The organism is Limisphaera ngatamarikiensis (genome assembly GCF_011044775.1).
In the GTDB taxonomy this organism is placed as follows: domain Bacteria; phylum Verrucomicrobiota; class Verrucomicrobiia; order Limisphaerales; family Limisphaeraceae; genus Limisphaera; species Limisphaera ngatamarikiensis.
This window is the reverse complement of the sequence record NZ_JAAKYA010000015.1, coordinates 24,639-44,777: the sequence shown is the minus strand read 5'-3', so window position 1 is coordinate 44,777 and position 20,139 is coordinate 24,639. Positions and strand designations below refer to the sequence as shown.

Below are 20,139 nucleotides of genomic sequence, written 5' to 3'. Positions count from 1 at the left end.
GTTGCGGCGGCGGTCCCGGCACAAGGGACCGCCAATCTAGCAAAACCGTCCTGCCCCGCAACTCCGGACTCGACCGACAGCGCGCCGTCCATGGCGCAGGCGGCCCGGCGATTCCGGCTGCTGCGGCGTGGCGATTCCCTACCCGGCCGCTCCATCGCCCCGCTGATGCCCCTGTGGCATGCGTCGGGCGCGGCTCCCAAACCGAGTCCATCCCGACCCTCCACCGGCGGGGTTCGGGCCGGGGAATACTTCCCCGCTGATGACCCGAACATGACGACCGGGGCCGGGTCCGCATCTGGTCGAACCCGGCCCCGTCGCGCCTGTCATCCAGCGGGCCTCAGAAGCCCGTCACTGCCCGCGGCCCTACCGCACCACTCGGAAGTACTTCGCCGTACCCGTAATCGGTATGACCGCAGGATTGTCCGTCGTCTCCGTCGTCCACGTGGCACCCGGACCCAGAACCGGACTGCTCTCCAGCCGACCTCCCGCCGGACTCCACGAGATCACCACGTTGTTCCCCTGCCGACCCACCGTCAGCACCGGCGGCTCCACCGGCGCAGGCGCCGCCATGTACCCAATCACAGCCCCGGTCAACAAGGGCGCATCCCCATCCATCGGATCCGGAGCGTTGTACAACTTGTACGTCACCGCCAGGTTGTCCCCGCCGCTGCCCTCGCGGTGGATGGCTTCAATGTAGTACCGCCTCCCGGCCTCCAGGCGGATCCCCATCGAGTACGGGAACGTCATCCCACCATCCGGACTGAACTGGTCCGAACGCCGCTGGCTCGGGTTACTCCCCGACACCCACATCCGCGCATCGTTCCAATTCGGCTGATGCGCAACCCACACCTTGGCCGACGGCTGGTCACTGTTGGTGCTGATGAACAAACGACTCTCATCGTCCGAACTGATGAAGAACACATAGTCGCCCGTCTGCGGCGGGATGAAGAACCCGCTCACCCGACGAGTGTAGTTGTCCGCAATGTTCGTGCCCGACTCAAAGATCGTCCATTCATTCACCTGTGCCGGAGCCCCCACATTCCCGTACAGCACCGCGTCAAACCCAGCACCCGGGAAGTACTCCTCCTTCAGCTTGCCCGGCACAAACACCGTGTCGGTCAACACCGTCACCGTCGCCGGCTGACTGGTCACCGACCCGTACGCGGACAACGTCACCACACAGTCAATCTGCGCCCCGTTGTCGTTGGTCGAGGCCACAAACGAGTAGACCGTCGTCGTGGCGTTGGCAATCGGTTGACCGTTCCGACGCCACTGATACGTGGCCGGATACACGGCGTCGGTCTCCACACCCACGGTAAACACCGCCGGATGCCACGCCCGCACCGCCACGCTCTGCGGCTGCTGCGTAATCACCAGCGACGTCGGCGCCGGCAGCTTCAAACCAATCACGTTCCCCCGCAGGTTCGAAGGCGTACCATCCGCCGGCGGATTCTCTCCCAACAACGTGTAGTACACCGCCACGTTGTCGCCGCCGGTCCCCTCATGATGCACCACCTCAATGTAGTAGCGCTGACCGGCCGTCAATTGATAGCCATTGGCACCCGGCATGGACCCATCCGGGGCCACGTACGTGCTCGAGTTCCGTTGCGACACGTTATTGCCCGATTGCCAGGCGCGCGTCCCGTTATACGAGGTCTGCTGCGCAATCAGGCGCTTGTTCGCCTCGTTCTCGTCCGTGCTCAGGAACAGGTCGCTGTCGTCATCCGACGAAAGATAGAACACATACCGACCCGTCGTCGGCGGCACAAACCACGTGCTCAACCGCTGCACGTAGTTGTCCGCCCAATCCGTCACATCCATCGCCGTGATGTACTCCTTGATGTTCGGTTCCCCGGCAGTCCCAGCTTCCACCATCGCCCGGGTCACGCTGCTGTTGTTGGGACCCCAAACCTCCCGCCGGACAATGCCCGGCACAAACACCGACTGTTGGACCGTCAGCGTGGCTTCCTCACTGGTCACCGTCAGGGCCGTGCCCGGAATCCTCACCACGCACCGGTACCTCGCCCCGTTGTCCGCCATCGTCGCCACAAAACTCAACGTCGGCAAGGTCCGACCCGGCAAATCCACCCCGTTGCGCTGCCACTGATACGTGGGCGTCAACTCCGAATCCGTGTTCACCACCACCCGGAACGTCACATCCAACCCCTCCCATTGGGTCACCGATTGCGGCTGCTGCACAATCGTCAGCGTCGTCGGCTGCCAGGTCAGCAACCGAATCAACCCGTTGGTCAGATTCGAAGGTGTCCCGTCGGCAGGTCCCCCGCTCAAGTACTCGGCACTGTCGGTCGTCAGGAAGTACACCCCGAGGTTGTCCCCGCCGCTGCCTTCCCGATGGATGGCCTCAATCCAGTACTTTTGGCCCGCCACCAGCGGAATCCCCATGCCGTACGGCTGGGTCATGCCACCGTCCGGACTCCATAGATCGGAGCGTTTCTGCGTGGGCGCCAGCGGGCTCCCCCCGCCGCCGTGGGTCAGCCAGTTGTTGCGGCCTGACCAACCCTCCTGTTGGGCAATCAACCGTTTGCTGGCAGGGCTGGCATTGGTGCCCAGGTACAAATCCGCATCGTCGTCGGCCGCGATGAAGAACACGTAATTACCCGTCACGGGCGGGACAAAGAGGCCACTGACCCGGCTGGCGTAGTTGTCAGCGTAGTTAAAAGGTGCGTCAAACGCGGCAATGGCGCGGATCTCCGCAGGTCGTCCGTGATTGCCCGTGCGCAGGTCGGTCAGAGTCCGACCCGGATAGTATTCCCATTTGAGCGAGCCAGCGATCTCCACGGGGGCCACGACGGTCACCGTGCCGGTGGGGCTGTAGATGGAGGCGTCGCCGACGGTGGCACGGCAGTAAATTCTCAGGCCGCTCTGGACGGTGCTGGGAATGAAGGAGTACTCGCTGCCGGTGGCGTTGGGCACCGCCTGGTCGTTGATGTACCATTGATAGCTGCCGGAGCCCAGCAATGCGTTGGCCAACGCCCGGTTGGTGACCAGGAAACGGAAGGACTGCAACACACCCTCAACCGCCGTGACATCGGCAACGGTGGTGCTGACCATCGCGAGATCGGGCGGCGGCGGCGGCGCCTTGGCGGCCATGTAATTCACAGCGTTCAGGAACAATTGGGGACCGATGCCCACCAGGTCATAGATCCCGGCGATTTCAGACGACTGGCCCGAGGCTTCACGGCTGCCCGTCAGGAATACCATGCGCGGACCGGCCAGGGTTGCGTTACCGGCCCCGGCCATGACCGCACCTTTCTCCCACTCGCCAATGATCATGCCACCGTAGGCGGGGTCCCCTTCGGTGCCCACCACGGCAAGGACCGTGCCGTTACCCGCTACGGGATCGGTATTCACCGAGATTCCGCGCTGGATCACACCGTTCCACTCCACGATGGTGGCATAGGGATCCACGGTGACGTTGTTGGCATCGAGATTCACGCCATTGAAGATGGGGTGGGTGGGTTGTAGCACCCTGAGCCTCAGATCATAGCTGGCAGTATCGGGAATGGTGGTGCCGGTGGTGAACCCCAGGCGGTTGTTGCGCAGCACATAGCCACCCAGAATCATGACCGGTACGCGCAGCCCGTGCCAGGCGGCATTCTCGGTGGCCGTTTCGTAATGGGCGCTCGGGACCGAGCGACTGATGATGACCAGGTCATACTGATTGAGGAACCCCACGGTTTCGGGGGTGGCATTGTCAAAGGTGACCACACGGGTCACCGTATGGCCGTTGGCCCGAAGCAGTCGGGTGTACGGCTCGTCGGGTGCATTGGTGAAACCAAGCCCGGCCGCACCTGCAGAAGGCGAGTTATCAGCCGGGTGGAAGCTGATCCAGGCAATGTTGGCACCCCGGACCTGAACCGTCACCAGGGCGCCGCACAGGAGGAGGGTACGGAGCAGTTTCATAAGGGAGTTGTCGGGTTCGGAGGTTTGTACCGGATCGGCCGAAACAGATCCGGCTTTGGTGAGACCACTTCCCGCAGGCCCACCACCGGATGCCGACCCACCGCGGGGTTCGATCGCGGCAGGTTCCACACCGGCCGAGCCAAACCGCACGCTCGGACTGGTTGCCGACGGGAACCACTACGAGTCCCTTGTAATCTCCAAGCGGGCCGACTGTCAAGCCGCCGCAACCGACTCACGCCCGTGCCGAAACTTTGCAGGGCCACAGCGCATCCGGGGGGTTGGCAAAGACCATCGGGCCGGGACGCCGGATCGAGGCTGCGGGGAGCGGGCACGCGGGTCATGCGGGCCATGCCCTTCAGAGGGTTCGGGCCCTCTCGAAGGGCGGGCAGCCGCGAGGTCAAAGGTCCTCAGCGGTGCGGGCGGACTCGGGCCGGGCCGGTGACCACGGCTCGAAATCTTCGAGGGTGTTCGTGCTTGAGCCGGTCGGCGGGCGTGCGCCCGCGGTGTCGGGTGGAGGAAATGCGGGCAACAGGGCGGGACGGTAGGTTTGGGCCCGCCGAGTTCGGCGTGCGGCTCCGGGAGCGGGCCTGTTTCGGGCTTGCATTGCGGGTGGGCCGCGGGATTTACTGGGAGCAGGCGAGAACTGTGCATGAGCAGCCCTGCCGCCAGCCGGGTTCCACAAGAAGTCCAAGGGCGCCCCGTCGTCTTTGCCGTGGACGACGAGGTGATGATCCTGGAGCTCATCGCCATGGTGCTGGCGCCCCATGGATATCAGGTGGTGACTTTTGACGATCCGGTCCGGGCGTTGGAAGCGGTGCGGGCCGAACCCAACCGGGCCGCGCTGATGATCACCGATTATGCCATGCACAGCATGAACGGGATGGAGCTGATCGAGCAGTGCCGGGCGGTGGCGCCGGATCTGAAGGTCCTCCTGATCAGCGGCACGGTGAACGAGGCCGTCTACGCCGGCGCGCCCGTGCAGCCGGACGGTTTCCTGGCCAAGCCCTTCCCCACTCACCAGCTCCTGGCCAAGGTCCGTGAACTGATCGGCCGCTGAAGATCGGGCACCGGTCGGTCGTCCAAGCCCTTACCTATGATGACCCGACGGACGTTTCTGCGGGGCGCCGTGGCCGCTCTGGCCGGGGCGCGGTGGCTTGCCTCGGGGGCCGCTCCGGATCCACGGCGCGACCTGCCCCTTCCAACCCCGGCGCGGCTGCCCCGTTGGCGGGGGTTCAACCTCCTGGAAAAGTTTGTGGCCCGTCCCGGGGGCAATCCACCGTTTCAGGAGTCGGACTTTGAGTGGGTGGCCGGCTGGGGGTTCAATTTCGTGCGGCTGCCGATGTCGTACCGGTGCTGGGCCAGCGCGGAGGAACCGCGGAAGCTGGACGAAAGCCAGTTGAAGCACGTGGATCAGGCCGTCGAATGGGGTCGGCAATATGGCATTCACGTGAACCTGAACCTTCACCGGGCCCCCGGCTACTGCGTCAATCCGCCCAAGGAACCGTGGGACTTGTGGACCGAGCCGCAAGCCCTGGATCTTTGTGCGTTTCACTGGGCGCATTTGGCCCGCCGTTACAAGGGTGTACCGAACTCCCAACTCAGTTTCGACCTCCTGAACGAGCCGCCGGACATTCCCGAGGAAACCTATGCGCGGGTGATCCGACACCTGACCGCAGCCATCCGGGCCGAGGACCCCGACCGGTTGATCGTGGTGGACGGTTTGCGGTGGGGTCGCGACCCGGTGTTCAGCCTGGTGGATTTGGGCGTGGCCCAGAGCACCCGCGGTTACGATCCGATGGAGATCTCCCATTACCGGGCCGGCTGGATTCCGGGGTCGGATCGCTGGGCGGAACCGACCTGGCCGCTCCAGCGCGGCGACCGGCGTGTGGACAAGGAGACCCTCCGCCGGGAACGGATTGAGCCCTGGATCCGGTTACAGTCGCGCGGTGTGGGTGTGCACGTGGGGGAATGGGGCGCGTACAACCAGACGCCGCACAAGGTTGTGCTGGCATGGATGCGCGACTGTCTGGATCTCTGGCGGTCGGCCGGCTGGGGCTGGGCACTCTGGAACCTGCGCGGTCCGTTTGGGATCGTGGACAGCCGGCGTTCCGACGTCACCTACGAGAACTTCAAGGGACACCAGCTGGACCGCGCGATGCTGGAGCTGTTGCAGAACGGCTGACCCGCCCGCGCGTCCGGGGTCGGCGCGCAGCCCGCCGGGGAAAGCCGGGAGCCGCCCGGCTCACGACGTCCGGATCATCCCGGACGGCGGCCGGTCCCAACGTGGCCGGACCTGGCGGGTGACATTCTACTGCCTTCGCACCACCCGGACGCCGAACACACCCCCGGCGTAGTTGCCCGGGTGCGCTTGAAACCGCACCTCGACCCGTTGTTTCCCCCGCGTCAACCGCTCGGGCAACGGGTACACCTTGTCCCAGAACTCGTTGGGACGGTCCATGTGCAACCGGGTCGTATCAATTCGTTCGCCCTCCACCAGTACGTCGAACGTGCGGTTTCCGGTCTCGCTCCCCCAGTAGGTGATGACCAGGTCGGCCGGTGCGTCCGGGGGCACTGCGACTTCAAAGGCGAACCAGCCCCCGTCCCAGGCATGTCGGAACTTGCGCCCGTTGAACTCGCCGGGGGCGGTCTTTTCGCCCTTCAGATTGTGGTCCCGCTCCGGCTGCATCTCGCCAATGGCGAAGCGGTCCACCGTCCGGGCCTCCAACTCGCGCAGCCGTGCCTGTTCGGCCTCGTACTCGGCGCGGCGTTGTTCCCACTCGGCCTCGGTGAAGAGGTCCCAGTACACCATGTGCCGCACGTCGTAGGTCGCGTAAAACGGCTTGAGCCAGACGTCGCGCGGACGACCCACGCCCCGTGTTTGGAATTCCAGCGGGCGACCCCAGCCCGGCATCAGCCACTCGGACACTGGCCGGTCCCCGGTCACCAGCACCGGCACCGGATCATCAGAGCCGGGTGAGCCCACCTGCCCGGCCAGCAGGATGGGACCGTAAAAAATGGCCACGCGTCGCGGGTTGTCGGGCATTGGTTCCCAACGGAGGCTCATCGGCATCCGCACCACCAGCACATCCTCCGGGTGCCAGTCGCGTCGAATCCGCGCGTAACTGCCGGGTCGAGAGGGGACGCTCAACGGCTGACCGTTCAGTTCCAGCTCGAACCCGTTGGTGGCCCAGAAAGGATGCCGGATGTAGAGGGTCAGGTGCACCGGCCGGTCCGGGAAAAACTGGAGCCGCACCTCCGGTTCCTCCGGGAAATGGGTGTGCATGCGCAATCTCAGGCCCTTGTCCGGCCAGCGCAGCTCAGACGCAATGAACTGGTCCACCCAGAGGGATTCGGTCCCGTGGAAGAAAATGTTCTCGTTGTATCGGGCATGATTCTCCATGCCCGTGCCGCTGCAGCAGGTGAACGCATGATCGTCCATGAACCGTTTCACGCCGCCCTGGCGCAACGGCAGGAAGTAAAGGACGCGACCGTCCTCGGGGTTTTGCGACGCCAGGATGTGATTCCACAGAGCCCGCTCGTAGTAGTCGCCCAGGGACGCGTCCGGATGCCACCGGTACAGGGCCCGGGCCAGTTTGAGCATGTTGTAAGTGTTGCAGGTTTCGGTCGTGTTGTCGCCGAGGCGGCGGCTCAACTGTCCCGGCGGCCCGAAATGTTCGCCCTCGCTGTTGCCGCCGGTGGCATAGGTGTGACTGCGCAGGACGATGTGGAAGAAGTTGCTCGCCACGGCGGCGAACCGGGCCTCACCGGTCAACTCGAAAATCCGTGCCGCGCCGATGGTTTTGGGAATCTGCGTGTTGGCGTGTTTGCCCTGGAGCTCGTCCCGGCCCTCGGCCAATGGATCCAACACCGCCCGATGGTAAAACTTCCGCGCCAGATCCAGATACAGGCTGTTCCCCGTGCGGGCCGCCAGCTCCGCCAGCACCTCGTTCATGCCGCCGTGTTCGCAGGCGAGCATGCGCTGCCATTGGGCGTCGTCGAGGTTCTTCGTCACCCTGGCCACCCAGTCTCCCAGGCGCGCCGCCACCTGCAGGGCCTGTGCATTGGTGCAGTAGGCGTGGGCGTCCAATAACCCGGCAAACACCTTGTGCAGGTTGTACCAGGGCACCCAGGATCCGTTCAGGTCGAAGCCGCCGGACCGGATTTCGCCACGGGCGATCTCGTCAAAGATCCGGCGGCTCTCCGGCATGCCCCCCACGAATCCATCCCCGCGCGCCTCCTGGCAGGCCGCCAATTCCTGCACGATGTAGTCGACGCGCTGCTTGAACTGCGGGTCTCCCAGCGCCTGATACATTCGGGCGCAGGCTGACAGGTAATGCCCCAGGCTGTGGCCGGAGATGCTCTGCGATTCCCAGCCGCCGTACACGGGCGCCTTGAGGGGCAGTCCGGCCTCGCGCCGGTACGGCGCCAACAACCGGTCCGGCTCCAGCCGCAGCAACCAGCGCGCGTCCAGTTCCTGGGCCGTGCGAAAGGGTCCGTCCAGCAAACGGACCTGTGCCGGCGCAAACGGCTGCGCCTCCCAACGCACCACCTGGTCGGCGGCCGGCCACCATTCAGCCGCCCCACCGTGCAAACTTCCTCCAACCGCAATGCCCACGGCGCATGCAATGACGCGCGACGTCCATCCGCCGCCGCATCCTCTCCGCCCGGCCGCACGCCCGGCTGCCGGGCATTGCGTCATCCCTCCCTGTTCCCGGTCCGACCGCCAGCGTTGGTTCACTCCACGTTTCATGGTTGCCGTCCTTTGTTTGACCATGTCCAGGCCCGGTCGCAGGTGCCCACGGCCCCGGGGCAGGCACACCGGTTTTCCCGGGATCGAACCCACCTGCTCCGCCGCGCCGGTCGCACGTGGGTGGGGACCGTGGCGCAGCGGTACGGTTTCATTGTGGCGCAACCGGGTGCTGAACTCGACGCCAGTTTGCGACTTTTTCTCACCAAAATCCGCACCGCCGGTGCCCGGCAGTGCCGGTGCAGGGCCGGGTCGCCGGCCTCGTGGGAGGTTGCTTCAAGCGGACGTACAAGACCCGGGGGCCTGTTTTCGGCCTGAAACGACTTTGCATGAGCCGGGGAACCGTGGCGCCCCCGGCCGGTCGGGAACAATCGGGTTTCTCCCGCCGGCTGTCGGGCTCCGGCATTGACCCCGGCGGCTGCGGGGAGTACTTGGGGAACCAAGATGCTGCAGCCTCAAGACACCGCCGTTACGACGTTGGGTCCGTGCACAATTCCTTCACCGCTTCGACTGGGGCGGCAACCGGAGGCGGGCGTGCCCCCGTTCGTGTCCGACACGGCCCGGGTGCGCTTCAGGGTGGAATGCGATCCGGCCTGCCCGGCTGAACCTGACGTGTTTTTCGAGAAGGCCGGGCCGCGGGAACGGCTTTTTTTCGATCCCCGGAGGGTGCGTGCGGCGATCGTGACCTGCGGCGGGCTTTGCCCCGGCCTGAACAACGTGATCCGGTCGGCCTTTCTTGAACTGCACTACAACTACGGAGTACCGGAGGTGCTGGGGCTGCGCTACGGCTACGCGGGGTTGAATCCCGCGGTGGCGGAGCCGCCGCTCCGGTTGACTCCGGAGCTGGTGGACACCATTCACGAGGAGGGTGGAACGGTCCTGGGAACTTCGCGCGGTCCGCAACCCGTGGAGGTCATGGTGGACTTTCTGGCGTCGCGGGGCATTGACCTGTTGCTCTGCGTGGGTGGGGATGGGACGTTGCGGGGCGCCAGGTCCATTGCCGAGGAGGTTTTGCGGCGGGGACTGAAAATCGCGGTCGTGGGCGTACCCAAGACCATTGACAACGATGTGATGTACGTCGAGCGGACCTTTGGGATGCAGACGGCCGTGGACAAGGCCCGCGAGGTGCTGGATGCGGCCCACAACGAAGCCAAGAGCGCGTACAACGGGGTGGGCCTGGTCAAGGTGATGGGCCGGGACGCCGGTTTCATTGCGGCCATGGCCACGCTGGCCAGCCAGGAGGTGAACTTCACGCTGATCCCGGAAGTGCCGCTGGTCCTGGACGGCCCCCGTGGGTTTCTGGAGACCCTGCGGCGGCGGCTGATTGCCCGGCATCATGCGGTGGTGGTGGTGGCCGAGGGCGTGGGCCGCGAACTGCTGGCCGGTGAACCGGTGGAGACCGACGCCTCCGGGAACCCCAAGCCGCCCGACATCGGCCCTTTCCTGAAAAACCGGATCGTTCAGCACATGCGAAAGTATGGCGTGCCGGTGGACGTGAAATACTTCGATCCCAGCTATCTCATCCGCAGTGTGCCGGCCAACAGCGACGACGCCATCTTCTGCGACGCGCTGGCCCGGCACGCCGTCCATGCCGCCATGGCCGGCAAGACCAACGTGGTGGTCGGCCTCTGGAACGGGGTCTTTACCCTGGTGCCGATCCCGCTGGCCGTTTCCGGCAAGAAGCACGTGGACCCGGCCGGCCCGCTCTGGAAGAGCGTGCTGGCCTGCACCGGTCAGCCGCCCGGTTGGACCTGAATCCGCTCCGGGCAGTCTCCCGGGTCAACGACTCCCCGACCGTGCGGCCGCCCGGACCGCGCTGCGGTTCCTCCTTTGCGCCGGGTCTCCGGCAATGGAACGGCTCTTGAGACCTGGTCCACGGCAGGGGTTGAACATTGCCGCGAACCGGGGCTCGCATACTTTGAATGCCGTGGAAGCTCGGGCACAACAACTCCAGGTGGGGCAGCGCCTCACCCTCCGAATCGAAGACCTGGCCTTCGGCGGAGAAGGCGTGGGCCGGGTGGACGGCTTTGTGGTGTTCGTGCCCTTCGTGGCCGTGGGCGAGACGGTGGAGGCGGAGGTCACCGAACGCAAATCCCATTATGCACGCGCACGGTTGATCCGGGTGCTGGAACCTTCCCCGGACCGGGTGCAACCCGAGTGCGCCCACTTCGGTCGTTGCGGCGGCTGTCAGTACCAACATCTCCGTTACGAAACCCAGCTCCGCATCAAACAAAAGCAGGTGGCCGATCTGTTGCAGCGCATCGGCGGGTTCGATCCCTCCCTCGTGAGGCCGGTCATTCCGTGTCCCCGTCCCTACGGGTACCGCAACCGCATCATGGTCCGCAGCCAATGGAACAAACCCGAACGCCGAATGAACGTCGGTTTCCTGCGCTGGGACTGCGGGCTGGTGGAGGACGTCCTCGAATGCAAGATCGCCGAGCCGGAGATCAACCGACAACTGCAGGACGTCCGGGCTCATCCACCGCCCAAAAGCGGGCTCAAAGTGGTGCTCCGGCTTCCGCCCGCCGACTGGGTGGTACCGCCCGACTCATTCTTCCAGAACAACTTTCATTTGTTGCCCGAACTGGTGCGCACGGTCCGGGAAGCGGTCCGGCGCAGCGGAGTGCGTCACCTGGTGGACCTTTACTGCGGAGTGGGCTTCTTTGCCATCGAACTGGCCGATGCGGTGGAAAGCTTCATCGGCGTGGAATACGACCAGCGCGCCGTGACCGCCGCCCGGGAAAACGCCCGTCGGCGCGGCATCACCAACGGCGCTTTCCTCGCCGGCCGCGTGGAGGAGCTGCTGCCCGAAATCCTGCAGCGAACCCCGCCCCATCAATCCGCCTTCGTGGTGGACCCGCCCCGCAAAGGGCTGACCCCCGAAGCCGTTCAACTCCTGCTGCAGGCTCACCCGCAGGCGCTGATCTATGTGTCGTGTCATCCGGCCACCCTGGCGCGCGATCTGAAACTCCTTTGCAGCGAGGGCACCTACCAGCTCGTCGGCCTCACGCCGCTGGACATGTTCCCGCAGACCCAGCACGTGGAATGCGTGGCCGAATTGCATCGCACCCCGCCCGTGGCGCAAGGGTCGGGTTCCGACCACGCCGGCCCGGACCCCGCACCGGATGCCGGTCCGATCCGGCCCGCACCGGCCGCCGGCCCGGCGGCTGCCTGACCCCTTCCTGCACGAGCCGGAGGAACGCCGGAGCTCCCCGGGCCCGGTCTCTCTGGTTCTCCGGTTGCCGTCTTTGACCGGCCCCTTCGCGGTACCGGCTCTCGTGTCACCATCCTTTCCTGCGGCTTTGACACCCGGGCGGAATCGTGAGATGCTCCGCGTCACTTGACTTTGCGTTCCGGCGAACGCGCTCAACCGTATGAAGTCGTTTTTGGTCACGTTGCTCATGGTGTTCGCCCTGGCCCTCTGCGGCTTGGTGGCGTTTCAGTGGAAGCGGGAAGTACGGCTGCGGCAGCGTCTGCAACAGCTCGTGGACGAGGTGCAGGACCAGAAAGAGGCCATTCAAAACCTCAACGGCCTGGTCAAGCGCACCGAGGAGGAGGTCGAGCGGCTGGAAAACATCCGCAAGCAGCTCACGAGCACCATCCAGACCAACATGGCCGAGCTGAGCCGGCTGGACAAGGAACTGGACAAGGCCCTCCGCGAGAACGAACAGCTCAAGCAGCAGGTGGAGGTTTACAAGGAAGCTCTGACGCAGGCCAACGCGAACATCGAGCGACAGAACGAGATTATCGCCCAGCAGAATGAGGAGATGCAAAAACTCGCCGAGGAACGCAACGCCATCGTCGTCAGGTACAACGACCTGGTGCAGCAATTCAATGACCTGGTGCAGAAGTGGAACGCGCAGCAGGAGGCCCTGGCCGCAGCCGCCACCAACGCGCCAGCCACGGCACCGCGCCGCTAACCCGGCGGCAGGCGTTGCTCCCTCACCTGCCCCGGTTCTGCGGGCTAAGACCGCAAGCAGCCCTTGTTGACGAAACCAGCCCGGGTCGCCGGCCTACATGAAGGGTCCGATCCCTGGACCCTCAAAGTCTGATCACCGGCACGAAGTTCTTCCCCGGCCCTTTTCTCCCGCTTGAACCGATTCCTCCGACACGCCGGCAGCTCCCACGAGCGGGCGTTACCTCGGCCGGCCCGCCGGTTGGCGGGGTGAGAGGCACGGAAAAGCTAGATCCTCCGGGCCTGACCGGTTTGGGACCCCGGGACCCGGCAGGCGTACTATCTGGACTCCTCGGGGCCGCTGCTCTGGGGCGAGATGGCGAACGAGACCTTTTGGATGCCCTCGCGCCGCACCACGTCCAGCACCCGGATCACCGCCCCGTGGGTCGCGTCCTTGTCCCCGCTGATGTACACGGGGACGTTGGTGTTGATCCGGTACTTGTTGGAAAGGTACAGCCGCAACTCCGCCAGGGAAACGCGCTGTTTCTCGATGTATACGTCGCCCAGCTTGTCCACGGCGATGTTGATGATGTCGGGCTTGAAATCGCGCGTGGCGGCCGTGGCCGTGGGCAGGTCCATCTTGATGGACTGCAGCCGGATCATGGTGAGGCTGGCCATCATGAACGACGCCAGCAGGAAGAACATGATGTCGATCAGCGGAATGATTTCGATCCGCGCCTTCTTGTGCGGCAGAGGTGAACCGATTCTCATGACGGCCTCATCGGCAAATGGGTTGATTCAACGCCGGCTCCGGCCGGCGCCACCGGCTCAGGAATCTCTCTCCCGGGCGGCTTCCGCATGGAATTCCATGGTGTCGAAGCCCCGCTTCTTGGCCGCAGCCACCATGACCTCCAGGTTGGTGGCCGCTGATTCCAGCTCGAATTGCAACCGGCTGACCTTGCTGGTGAAGTAGTTGAACGGAATCAGACAGATGATGGCGATGGCCAAACCGCACATGGTGGCAATCAATGCCTCGCCGATGCCGCCGGTCACCTTTTCCACGGCCAGCTCCACGTCGCCGATCGACAGGAACGTGCGGAAAATCCCCGACACCGTGCCCAGCAGCCCCAGCAGCGGCGCCAGCGTCACCATTGTGTCCATGACCGTGAGAAACCGTCCCGCCCGTTGCAGTTCGGCACCCGCGGCCACCTGCAAAGCACCCTGCAGGGACGAGTGATGGTGATTGAGCCCGTGCCAGATCATCCGGATCACCGGATCGCTGGAGTCCCGCGACAGCTGGGCAGCGCTCCGAAAGTCGCCGTTCTCAATCGCAGCGAAGATCTGTTCCAACTTCTCCGGTTCCCGGCGGAACCCCTCACGGATCCACCAGAAGGTTCGTTCGCCCACCACGGCCACGGCCACGATGGCCGTGACCAGGATGGGCCACATGATCCAGCCGCCCATCTCGAAGTACTCCACCAGAATGTTCGCCAGCATCATAATCGTTGCTCCTGCTTTTCAACCTGCACTTCGGGACGACCTCCGGCGTGCCGCCCCATCGTTGTCTGCACCGGGGACCCGGGTCCTTTGCAGCCCTCTCGGGATGCCAGGTCCCCCACGCCGTCATTTGGGCAATTGATACACAAACGGCACGTAATAGGCCCGGGGCGGTCCCGGCGGCCAGCGCCAGTGATCCCGAACCCATTCCAGGGCATGCCGATCCAACGTACCGTACCCGGAACTCTCGTGTATGGTGACCGAGGTGGGCTGACCATCCGTCCCCACCTGCACCAATAACGTTACCGTCCCCTGCTGTCGCTCCAACAGGGCCTGCCGAGGATACGACCTCGGCCACGGAAAACTCCCGACCTCCTTCCCCGTGGGCACAAATCGTGTGGGCGCGGGCGGTGGCGGTCTTTGCACCCGGGGAGGCGGAGCCGCAAATCGCGCCGGAGCCAGGATCACCGGGCCCTGGACCGGCACCGCAAAAGCAACGTTGGCCGGATCCGCCGCCACAACGGTGGCCACCACCGGGGTGTCCAAAGTGGGTTGGGACAGGTCCTCCTCCGGCGGCTGCTCCATGGTGTCTTCCTGGGGTGTCGGCGGGGGCTGATCCGGCGGCGTGAACACCACCGGCACGATTTCCACCGGTTCCGGAATCGCCCGCACATGCGGCTCCGGCATCTTCAATCCCACCAGCCCCACCAGCAAAAAGGCCGCACAAATGGAGTTCACATAAGCCAGGCGCCGCAACGAATCCCGGCTGGCCGCCGGAAGACACAGCTTGGCCAGGTCCGAGTTCAGTTGATATGCCGTTGCTGCCGGACTTACTGATTCGCTCATTGGCTTCTTCAACGCCACGCTCTTCGTGCCGTACCAACCTGGTTGGCCTCGGTGCGCGGACAGACGAACTCACAGCGGCCCGCCCGTCAACACGGGGTCCCGCCCGGCCGCGTCGGCCAGCCAAGGGTTTTGTACGCCCGGAACAGGCACGCCCGGGGGGCTCACCCCGGTTAAGGCAACAAAGTGTATACCTCCGCAAATGCTGCGCAAGCCCGCGAATCAACCAGGCCTCCCAAGGGGTACGTCCCCGTTTTTGCACCCCTGGGTCGGCCGCGGACTTCCACCCCGGCAGCCCCAACCCCTCGGAAGCCGCAACTTCAACGGTTTCTGCGCCCAAACCGGGAGGGTGCCGCTGAAACGGTTCCGGAGGTCTTGGTGGCAGCCCCGGCCCGGACAGGCCCCGTCCCAGGTCGAAAAACGCGGGTGCCACAGGACTGAAATGAATCCCATCAACAACGCGGGCCGGCCCTGGCGCCTCTGCCCCGAACCACCAAAAGGCCTTCCAACCTCGTCCCGCTCCGGAAACCAGGCAGTCCCGGAGACCCGCAAACCCGGGCAACTTTGGCCGGGCACCGGTGTTGTCCCCCTTGGCAACCATGAACAGGGACGAGCTGGAACGGTTGCGGGCGGAACTGTGGCGGCGGCCTTTGCGGCCGGAAGAGTCCGCCCGGCTCCGGGCATGGCTACAGGCACATCCCGGGGCGCGCGAGGAATGGGCACTGGAAGAGGCCCTCACCCGGCTTCTTTACGAGTTGCCCGACCGGGAGCTCCCCGCCGGTTTTGAAGCCCGGGTTCGGGCCGCGATCGAGCGGGAAATCCGCCGGCCCGCCCCGGTCATACCTGCTGGGTGGGACTTTTGGGCCGCGGCACGCGCAGCCTGGTTCCGATGGGCCATGGTCGGGGCGACCGCCCTGTTGGCGGGGGTGGTGTGGTGGAGGGCCCACGTCGCTTTCCAACCGGTCAGTCCCGAGGTGGTCCGGGTCTGGAACGAATGGGCAGCCCCTCCGGAGGTCTGGGCCGACTTCGAAGTGGTCGCCCGCCTCCCCGCCGGTCCGGGTCCCGACACGGAACTGCTCACGCTCCTCCAGTAAATGGCCGGCTCCGGGTCCATCCCCTGCGCGCTTTGCACTGGACAACGTCTCCGCACCGGCGGAGCCGGGGGACGGGCATGGCTCGTGGCGCTCTGGCTGGGGCTCATTGCGGGGATGCTCTGCGCCGCCGAAACCCCGGGAGGCACCCGATCCACGCTCCCGCCCATGCCGCCACCGAGCTCGCCCGTGGACTTTTTCCGCGAGTTGCTGGCCATGCGACCGGCCGAGCGGGAACAGGCCTTGAGCAACCGCACGGAGGCCGTCAAAGCCCGGATCCTTGCCAAGGTCCGCGAATACGAGGCGTTGCCGGCCGAGGAACGGGAATTGCGGTTGCGCGCCACGGAACTGCGCTGGTTCCTCACCTCGCTTATGCAACAGCCCCCGGATCACCGGCCGCCCCTCGACCAGGTCGTACCCGCCCATTTGCGCCAGGCGGTGGCGGACCGCCTCGCCATCTGGGATGCCCTGCCCGAGCCGGTGCGGTATCAGTTCCTGCGGGATGAGCTGGCGCTGAACTACTTCAGTCGGGTGCCCCGCCTGCCGCAGGGCGGGGGCGCCGCAGAACCCATGGGGGTGGCGGTCCGCACCGGTGCCCCACCCCCGCCCCCGGACGACACCGACGCCCGTCTCGAAGGTCGGGACCTGCGGGAAGTGGCCCGTCAACTCCGCCGGCTCTTCGAATGGACACCGGAGGAGCGCCAGAAAGCCCTGGCCACGCTTTCGGAATCCGAACGCCGCCAGATCGAGGAAAGTCTCCGGCGGTTTGAGCAGTTGCCCGGGGAACAGCGTCGCAGGGTCATCGCGTCCTTCGAACGGCTGGCCCGAATGACGCCGGCAGAGCGCCGCGCCTTTCTCCAAAATGCCGAACGCTGGAGCGCCATGAGCCCGTCCGAGCGCGAACGCTGGCGCCGATTGGTGCAACAAGTACCCGAACTGCCGCCCCTGCCGCCGGGGTTCTACGAGGCTCAACCCCCGCCGCTGCCTCCCGGTGCAGGCCAGCCGTCCGTGTCACACCCGGCATCCAACGCCGTGCCGCTGCCATGACGGAGGCCCCGGATCAAGAACCGGCCGCTCCCCGGGATGGAAACACCCCGCCGCAGACCGATGAGGCGTGGCAGGCCGGCCCCGTAACGCCGGCGTCCGGAGAAGGTCCATCGGATCGTGAATTGGTCGGGGCGGCCTGCAGTGGCGACCTGGCCGCGTTCGAGGTCCTCATGCGTCGGCATGGCCCACGCGTTTTCAGGACCGTCCGACGCTACGTCCGTCGGGAAAGCGACGCCGAGGACCTGGCACAGGAAATCTGGATCAAGGCGTTCCAAAAACTCTCCGCCTACCGCGGGGACGCGCCCTTCGAGCACTGGCTGATGCGCCTGGCCGTGCGAACCTGTTACGACGCGCTCCGGGCCGGCCGCCGGAACCGGGAAGCCAGTTTCACCGACCTTTCCGAGGTCGAACAGCAGTGGCTCCTCGACCAGGTCCATCACGCAGCCGATCCGGATCCTTCCCGAGCCGAGGCGGCTCGGCATTTGGTGGAAAAGCTGATGGAACAGTTGAACCCGGCCGACCGGCTGGTATTGACGCTTTTGGAACTGGAGGATCGGTCCGTGAAAGAAGTGGCTGCCCTGACCGGGTGGTCGGTGGCCACGGTCAAGGTGCGGGCATTCCGGGCCCGGTCAAAGATGCGCCGGCTGCTGGCCCGCTGGCTGGAGGAACATTCGAACGATGCCCTGTAACCCCGGGACAACGCAAACCGTCTGAGACTTGGGACAGAATGGAACATGAAGCACGACGTTGAACATTTGCGCCGGGCACTGATGCGCGCCGCTCGCGCCTGTCCGCCCTCCGCAGCCGTGCCGGAGGGGTTTGAACGGCGCGTGTTGGCACGGTTGCGCCAGGGGGCTCACGAGCCCGAGCCGGTGCTGGCCTGGGTTCATGGTCTGGTCCGGGCCGCCTGGGCCTCGGCGGCTGTGGCACTGGTGCTCTGTGCCTGGTTGTGGGGCAGCAATTCCGTCCCCTCGGGGACCGGCCCTGCCCCGGACCTGGAGACCACCCTGCTGGCCGTGATGGAAGATTCAAGCTCACTCGGTTGGTAACCGGGGCCCTCGCGTCAGGCCGCCCCGGGCCCCAACCCCCGGAGTCGTACCATGAGCACCAACCCGAATGAAAGTACACCGTCCACCAGGCCGGCCTTCTCGCCTGCCTGGTGGAAAATCGCCCTCGCCACGGCGGTGATCTTTGCCGCCGGAGTTGTCACCGGGGGCGTGCTGGTGGGCAGGTCCCTGCGGCATGAGGCACGACTCGCCCGGGCACATGAGCCATTCCGGCCCCCGACAGAATCACCCGCCCCGCCACTGCTGCCGCCACCAGCCGAATGGCCGCGCCGGCCCGGACCCGAGTTGCAACGGCGCCTGGAACAACGTCGGACCGACTTCCTGCTCCGCGCAGCCCGGGAACTGAACCTGCGCCCGGAACAGCGGGCGCGCATCGAACAAATCATCCGCGAAAGCCAGGACCGAATCCGCGAGCTCTGGGACTCCGTCCAACCCCAAATCCAACGGGAACTGGCCGAGGCCCGCGAACGGATCCGCCAGGAATTGACCCCGGAACAGCGCCGCGCCTTTGAGCGATTGCTCCGCCGGGAAAACGGGCGCCGCATGGAGGAACCCACCCCGCCGGGGCCCTCCGCACCGCCGGAACCGGGTCGCCGAACCGATCCGCGACCCGGCCGTTGAGCCGGTCCACCTCCGGTTTCTCCAAGCCGGTTGCCGGTCCCCGGGAGGTATCCGGACGAGGGTCGACCCCGCTTCCGGTCCCCGCCGACTCGACGGGTCAGGTCCCCCGGGCTAACCTCCCGCTCATGGATCGCAACACGTTGGCATCGGTGCCGGATGCGCGTGGTCATTTTGGCCCTTACGGCGGCCGGTTCGTTCCGGAAACGCTCATGCATCCGTTGGAGGAGCTCGAGCAGGAGTATCGCCGCGCCTGGGCCGACGCCTCTTTCCGGGCCGAATTTGAGTATTACCTGCGGGAGTATTGCGGCCGGCCCACACCCCTCTACTTCGCCGAGCGTCTGACCCGCCAGCTGGGCGGTGCCCGGATCTACCTCAAACGCGAAGACCTCCTCCATACCGGCGCCCATAAGATCAACAACTGCATCGGCCAGGCCCTTCTCGCACGGCGCATGGGCAAACGCCGCGTCATTGCCGAAACCGGCGCCGGCCAGCATGGCGTGGCCACCGCCACCGTCGCCGCCATGTTCGGCATGGAATGCGTGATCTACATGGGCGCCGTGGATTGCGCCCGCCAGGCCCTCAACGTGTATCGCATGAAACTGCTCGGGGCCGAGGTCATCCCCGTCACCGCCGGCCAGCAAACCCTCAAAGAAGCCATCAACGAGGCCATGCGCGACTGGGTCACCAACGTTCGCACCACCCACTACATCCTCGGCACCGTCTACGGCGCCCACCCGTATCCCGAAATGGTCCGGAACTTCCAAAAGATCATCGGCGAGGAAGCCCGGCAGCAAATCCTTGAAAAGGAGGGGCGCCTGCCGGACCTGCTCATCGCCTGCGTGGGCGGCGGCTCCAATGCCATGGGACTCTTTTATGCTTTCCTCGGGGATTCCGCCGTTCAGATGGTCGGGGTTGAAGCCGGCGGCGAAGGGATTCTGCCCGGCAAACACGCCGCCCGCTTTCAGGGCGGTTCTCTCGGTGTCCTGCAGGGCACCCGATCCTACCTCCTGCAGGATGAATGGGGCCAGATCCAGCTCACCCACAGCGTCAGTGCCGGACTCGACTACGCGGCCGTGGGGCCCGAACATGCCTGGCTGCGCGATCAGGGCCGCGCCGAGTACACCTACGCCACCGACACAGAGGCCCTCGAGGCGTTCGAACGGCTGGCCCGAACCGAAGGAATCCTGCCCGCGCTGGAAAGTGCCCACGCCGTCGCCGAGGCCATCAAACGCGCGCCCCGGATGCGGCCCGACCAGGTGATCATCGTCAACCTCTCGGGCCGGGGCGACAAGGACGTGGCCCAGGTGGCCTCCCGCCTGGGACTGAAGCTCCCCGGCGGTGTCCAACTTCAGTGAAACCGAGCGCCCGCCGCGTCGCACCCGCTGCACACCCCCGGGATTTGCAAGG

16 protein-coding genes are annotated in these 20,139 nt (G+C 65.7%); 11 read left to right on the top strand and 5 right to left on the bottom strand.

Going from position 1 to position 20,139, the window contains the following annotated elements:
* Nucleotides 1-363 precede the first annotated feature (363 nt).
* Nucleotides 364-3,924: a PA14 domain-containing protein gene (locus tag G4L39_RS03225; protein ID WP_165105867.1), complete on the bottom strand. Its 3,561-nt coding sequence runs from the start codon at nt 3,922-3,924 to the stop codon at nt 364-366.
* 649 nt (nt 3,925-4,573) lie between these two features.
* Here G4L39_RS03225 and G4L39_RS03220 point away from each other — a divergent pair.
* On the top strand, nt 4,574-4,981 hold the full coding sequence (locus G4L39_RS03220) for a response regulator (RefSeq protein WP_165105866.1): 408 nt from the start codon (nt 4,574-4,576) through the stop codon (nt 4,979-4,981).
* A gap of 36 nt (nt 4,982-5,017) precedes the next feature.
* Nucleotides 5,018-6,106 (top strand): cellulase family glycosylhydrolase, encoded by a 1,089-nt coding sequence (locus tag G4L39_RS03215; RefSeq protein WP_205880747.1) that lies wholly within the window; start codon nt 5,018-5,020, stop codon nt 6,104-6,106.
* Nucleotides 6,107-6,232: 126 nt separating this feature from the next.
* Here the strand turns inward: G4L39_RS03215 and G4L39_RS03210 are convergent, their stop codons facing one another.
* Complete coding sequence (locus G4L39_RS03210) at nt 6,233-8,674, bottom strand: glycoside hydrolase family 127 protein (RefSeq protein WP_165105864.1); 2,442 nt, start codon at nt 8,672-8,674, stop codon at nt 6,233-6,235.
* A gap of 441 nt (nt 8,675-9,115) precedes the next feature.
* Here G4L39_RS03210 and G4L39_RS03205 point away from each other — a divergent pair, with 441 nt between their 5' ends.
* The 3 genes from G4L39_RS03205 to G4L39_RS03195 all read left to right on the top strand — a co-directional run bounded on the left by G4L39_RS03205 (nt 9,116) and on the right by G4L39_RS03195 (nt 12,591).
* Nucleotides 9,116-10,426, top strand: coding sequence for an ATP-dependent 6-phosphofructokinase (locus G4L39_RS03205; protein ID WP_165105863.1), 1,311 nt, complete (start codon nt 9,116-9,118; stop codon nt 10,424-10,426).
* 172 nt (nt 10,427-10,598) lie between these two features.
* The gene (locus tag G4L39_RS03200; RefSeq protein ID WP_205880746.1) at nt 10,599-11,846 is read left to right on the top strand and encodes a TRAM domain-containing protein; all 1,248 of its coding nucleotides are present in this window, start codon (nt 10,599-10,601) and stop codon (nt 11,844-11,846) included.
* 199 nt (nt 11,847-12,045) lie between these two features.
* Entirely contained in the window at nt 12,046-12,591 is a 546-nt protein-coding gene (locus G4L39_RS03195; RefSeq protein ID WP_165105860.1) for a hypothetical protein, read from the top strand.
* A gap of 314 nt (nt 12,592-12,905) precedes the next feature.
* Here G4L39_RS03195 and G4L39_RS03190 read toward each other — a convergent pair whose 3' ends face one another.
* The 3 genes from G4L39_RS03190 to G4L39_RS03180 all read right to left on the bottom strand — a co-directional run bounded on the left by G4L39_RS03190 (nt 12,906) and on the right by G4L39_RS03180 (nt 14,909).
* Entirely contained in the window at nt 12,906-13,337 is a 432-nt protein-coding gene (locus G4L39_RS03190; RefSeq protein ID WP_165105859.1) for an ExbD/TolR family protein, read from the bottom strand.
* A gap of 57 nt (nt 13,338-13,394) precedes the next feature.
* On the bottom strand, nt 13,395-14,066 hold the full coding sequence (locus G4L39_RS03185) for a MotA/TolQ/ExbB proton channel family protein (RefSeq protein WP_240893762.1): 672 nt from the start codon (nt 14,064-14,066) through the stop codon (nt 13,395-13,397).
* A 123-nt stretch (nt 14,067-14,189) separates the two neighbouring features.
* On the bottom strand, nt 14,190-14,909 hold the full coding sequence (locus tag G4L39_RS03180) for an energy transducer TonB (protein ID WP_165105858.1): 720 nt from the start codon (nt 14,907-14,909) through the stop codon (nt 14,190-14,192).
* A gap of 596 nt (nt 14,910-15,505) precedes the next feature.
* On the opposite strand from G4L39_RS03180, the gene G4L39_RS03175 reads away from it, so the two are divergent.
* The 6 genes from G4L39_RS03175 (at nt 15,506) to trpB (ending at nt 20,087) form a co-directional block, all read left to right on the top strand.
* Nucleotides 15,506-16,000, top strand: a complete 495-nt coding sequence (locus G4L39_RS03175; protein WP_165105856.1) for a hypothetical protein — start codon at nt 15,506-15,508, stop codon at nt 15,998-16,000.
* Nucleotides 16,001-16,165: 165 nt separating this feature from the next.
* Nucleotides 16,166-17,044 (top strand): DUF3106 domain-containing protein, encoded by an 879-nt coding sequence (locus tag G4L39_RS03170; protein WP_165105855.1) that lies wholly within the window; start codon nt 16,166-16,168, stop codon nt 17,042-17,044.
* On the top strand, nt 17,041-17,733 hold the full coding sequence (locus G4L39_RS03165; RefSeq protein ID WP_165105854.1) for an RNA polymerase sigma factor: 693 nt from the start codon (nt 17,041-17,043) through the stop codon (nt 17,731-17,733). The genes G4L39_RS03170 and G4L39_RS03165 overlap by 4 nt, the downstream gene beginning before the upstream one ends.
* A 45-nt stretch (nt 17,734-17,778) precedes the next feature.
* The gene (locus tag G4L39_RS03160; protein ID WP_165105852.1) at nt 17,779-18,093 is read left to right on the top strand and encodes a hypothetical protein; all 315 of its coding nucleotides are present in this window, start codon (nt 17,779-17,781) and stop codon (nt 18,091-18,093) included.
* A 51-nt stretch (nt 18,094-18,144) separates the two neighbouring features.
* Nucleotides 18,145-18,732: a type 2 periplasmic-binding domain-containing protein gene (locus G4L39_RS03155; RefSeq protein ID WP_165105851.1), complete on the top strand. Its 588-nt coding sequence runs from the start codon at nt 18,145-18,147 to the stop codon at nt 18,730-18,732.
* A gap of 125 nt (nt 18,733-18,857) precedes the next feature.
* Complete coding sequence (gene trpB / locus G4L39_RS03150; protein ID WP_165105849.1) at nt 18,858-20,087, top strand: tryptophan synthase subunit beta; 1,230 nt, start codon at nt 18,858-18,860, stop codon at nt 20,085-20,087.
* Nucleotides 20,088-20,139: the final 52 nt, after the last annotated feature.

Excerpts from the sequence above, each read along its gene's own strand:
- G4L39_RS03210 (WP_165105864.1), bottom strand. The coding sequence starts at position 8,674 with ATGAAACGTGGAGTGAACCAACGCTGGCGGTCGGACCGGGAACAGGGA.
- G4L39_RS03175 (WP_165105856.1), top strand. The coding sequence starts at position 15,506 with ATGAACAGGGACGAGCTGGAACGGTTGCGGGCGGAACTGTGGCGGCGG.
- G4L39_RS03195 (WP_165105860.1), top strand. The coding sequence starts at position 12,046 with ATGAAGTCGTTTTTGGTCACGTTGCTCATGGTGTTCGCCCTGGCCCTC.
- G4L39_RS03165 (WP_165105854.1), top strand. The coding sequence starts at position 17,041 with ATGACGGAGGCCCCGGATCAAGAACCGGCCGCTCCCCGGGATGGAAAC.
- G4L39_RS03215 (WP_205880747.1), top strand. The coding sequence starts at position 5,018 with ATGATGACCCGACGGACGTTTCTGCGGGGCGCCGTGGCCGCTCTGGCC.
- G4L39_RS03170 (WP_165105855.1), top strand. The coding sequence starts at position 16,166 with ATGCCGCCACCGAGCTCGCCCGTGGACTTTTTCCGCGAGTTGCTGGCC.
- G4L39_RS03220 (WP_165105866.1), top strand. The coding sequence starts at position 4,574 with ATGAGCAGCCCTGCCGCCAGCCGGGTTCCACAAGAAGTCCAAGGGCGC.
- G4L39_RS03190 (WP_165105859.1), bottom strand. The coding sequence starts at position 13,337 with ATGAGAATCGGTTCACCTCTGCCGCACAAGAAGGCGCGGATCGAAATC.
- G4L39_RS03180 (WP_165105858.1), bottom strand. The coding sequence starts at position 14,909 with ATGAGCGAATCAGTAAGTCCGGCAGCAACGGCATATCAACTGAACTCG.
- trpB (WP_165105849.1), top strand. The coding sequence starts at position 18,858 with ATGGATCGCAACACGTTGGCATCGGTGCCGGATGCGCGTGGTCATTTT.
- G4L39_RS03185 (WP_240893762.1), bottom strand. The coding sequence starts at position 14,066 with ATGATGCTGGCGAACATTCTGGTGGAGTACTTCGAGATGGGCGGCTGG.
- G4L39_RS03160 (WP_165105852.1), top strand. The coding sequence starts at position 17,779 with ATGAAGCACGACGTTGAACATTTGCGCCGGGCACTGATGCGCGCCGCT.
- G4L39_RS03205 (WP_165105863.1), top strand. The coding sequence starts at position 9,116 with ATGCTGCAGCCTCAAGACACCGCCGTTACGACGTTGGGTCCGTGCACA.
- G4L39_RS03225 (WP_165105867.1), bottom strand. The coding sequence starts at position 3,924 with ATGAAACTGCTCCGTACCCTCCTCCTGTGCGGCGCCCTGGTGACGGTT.
- G4L39_RS03155 (WP_165105851.1), top strand. The coding sequence starts at position 18,145 with ATGAGCACCAACCCGAATGAAAGTACACCGTCCACCAGGCCGGCCTTC.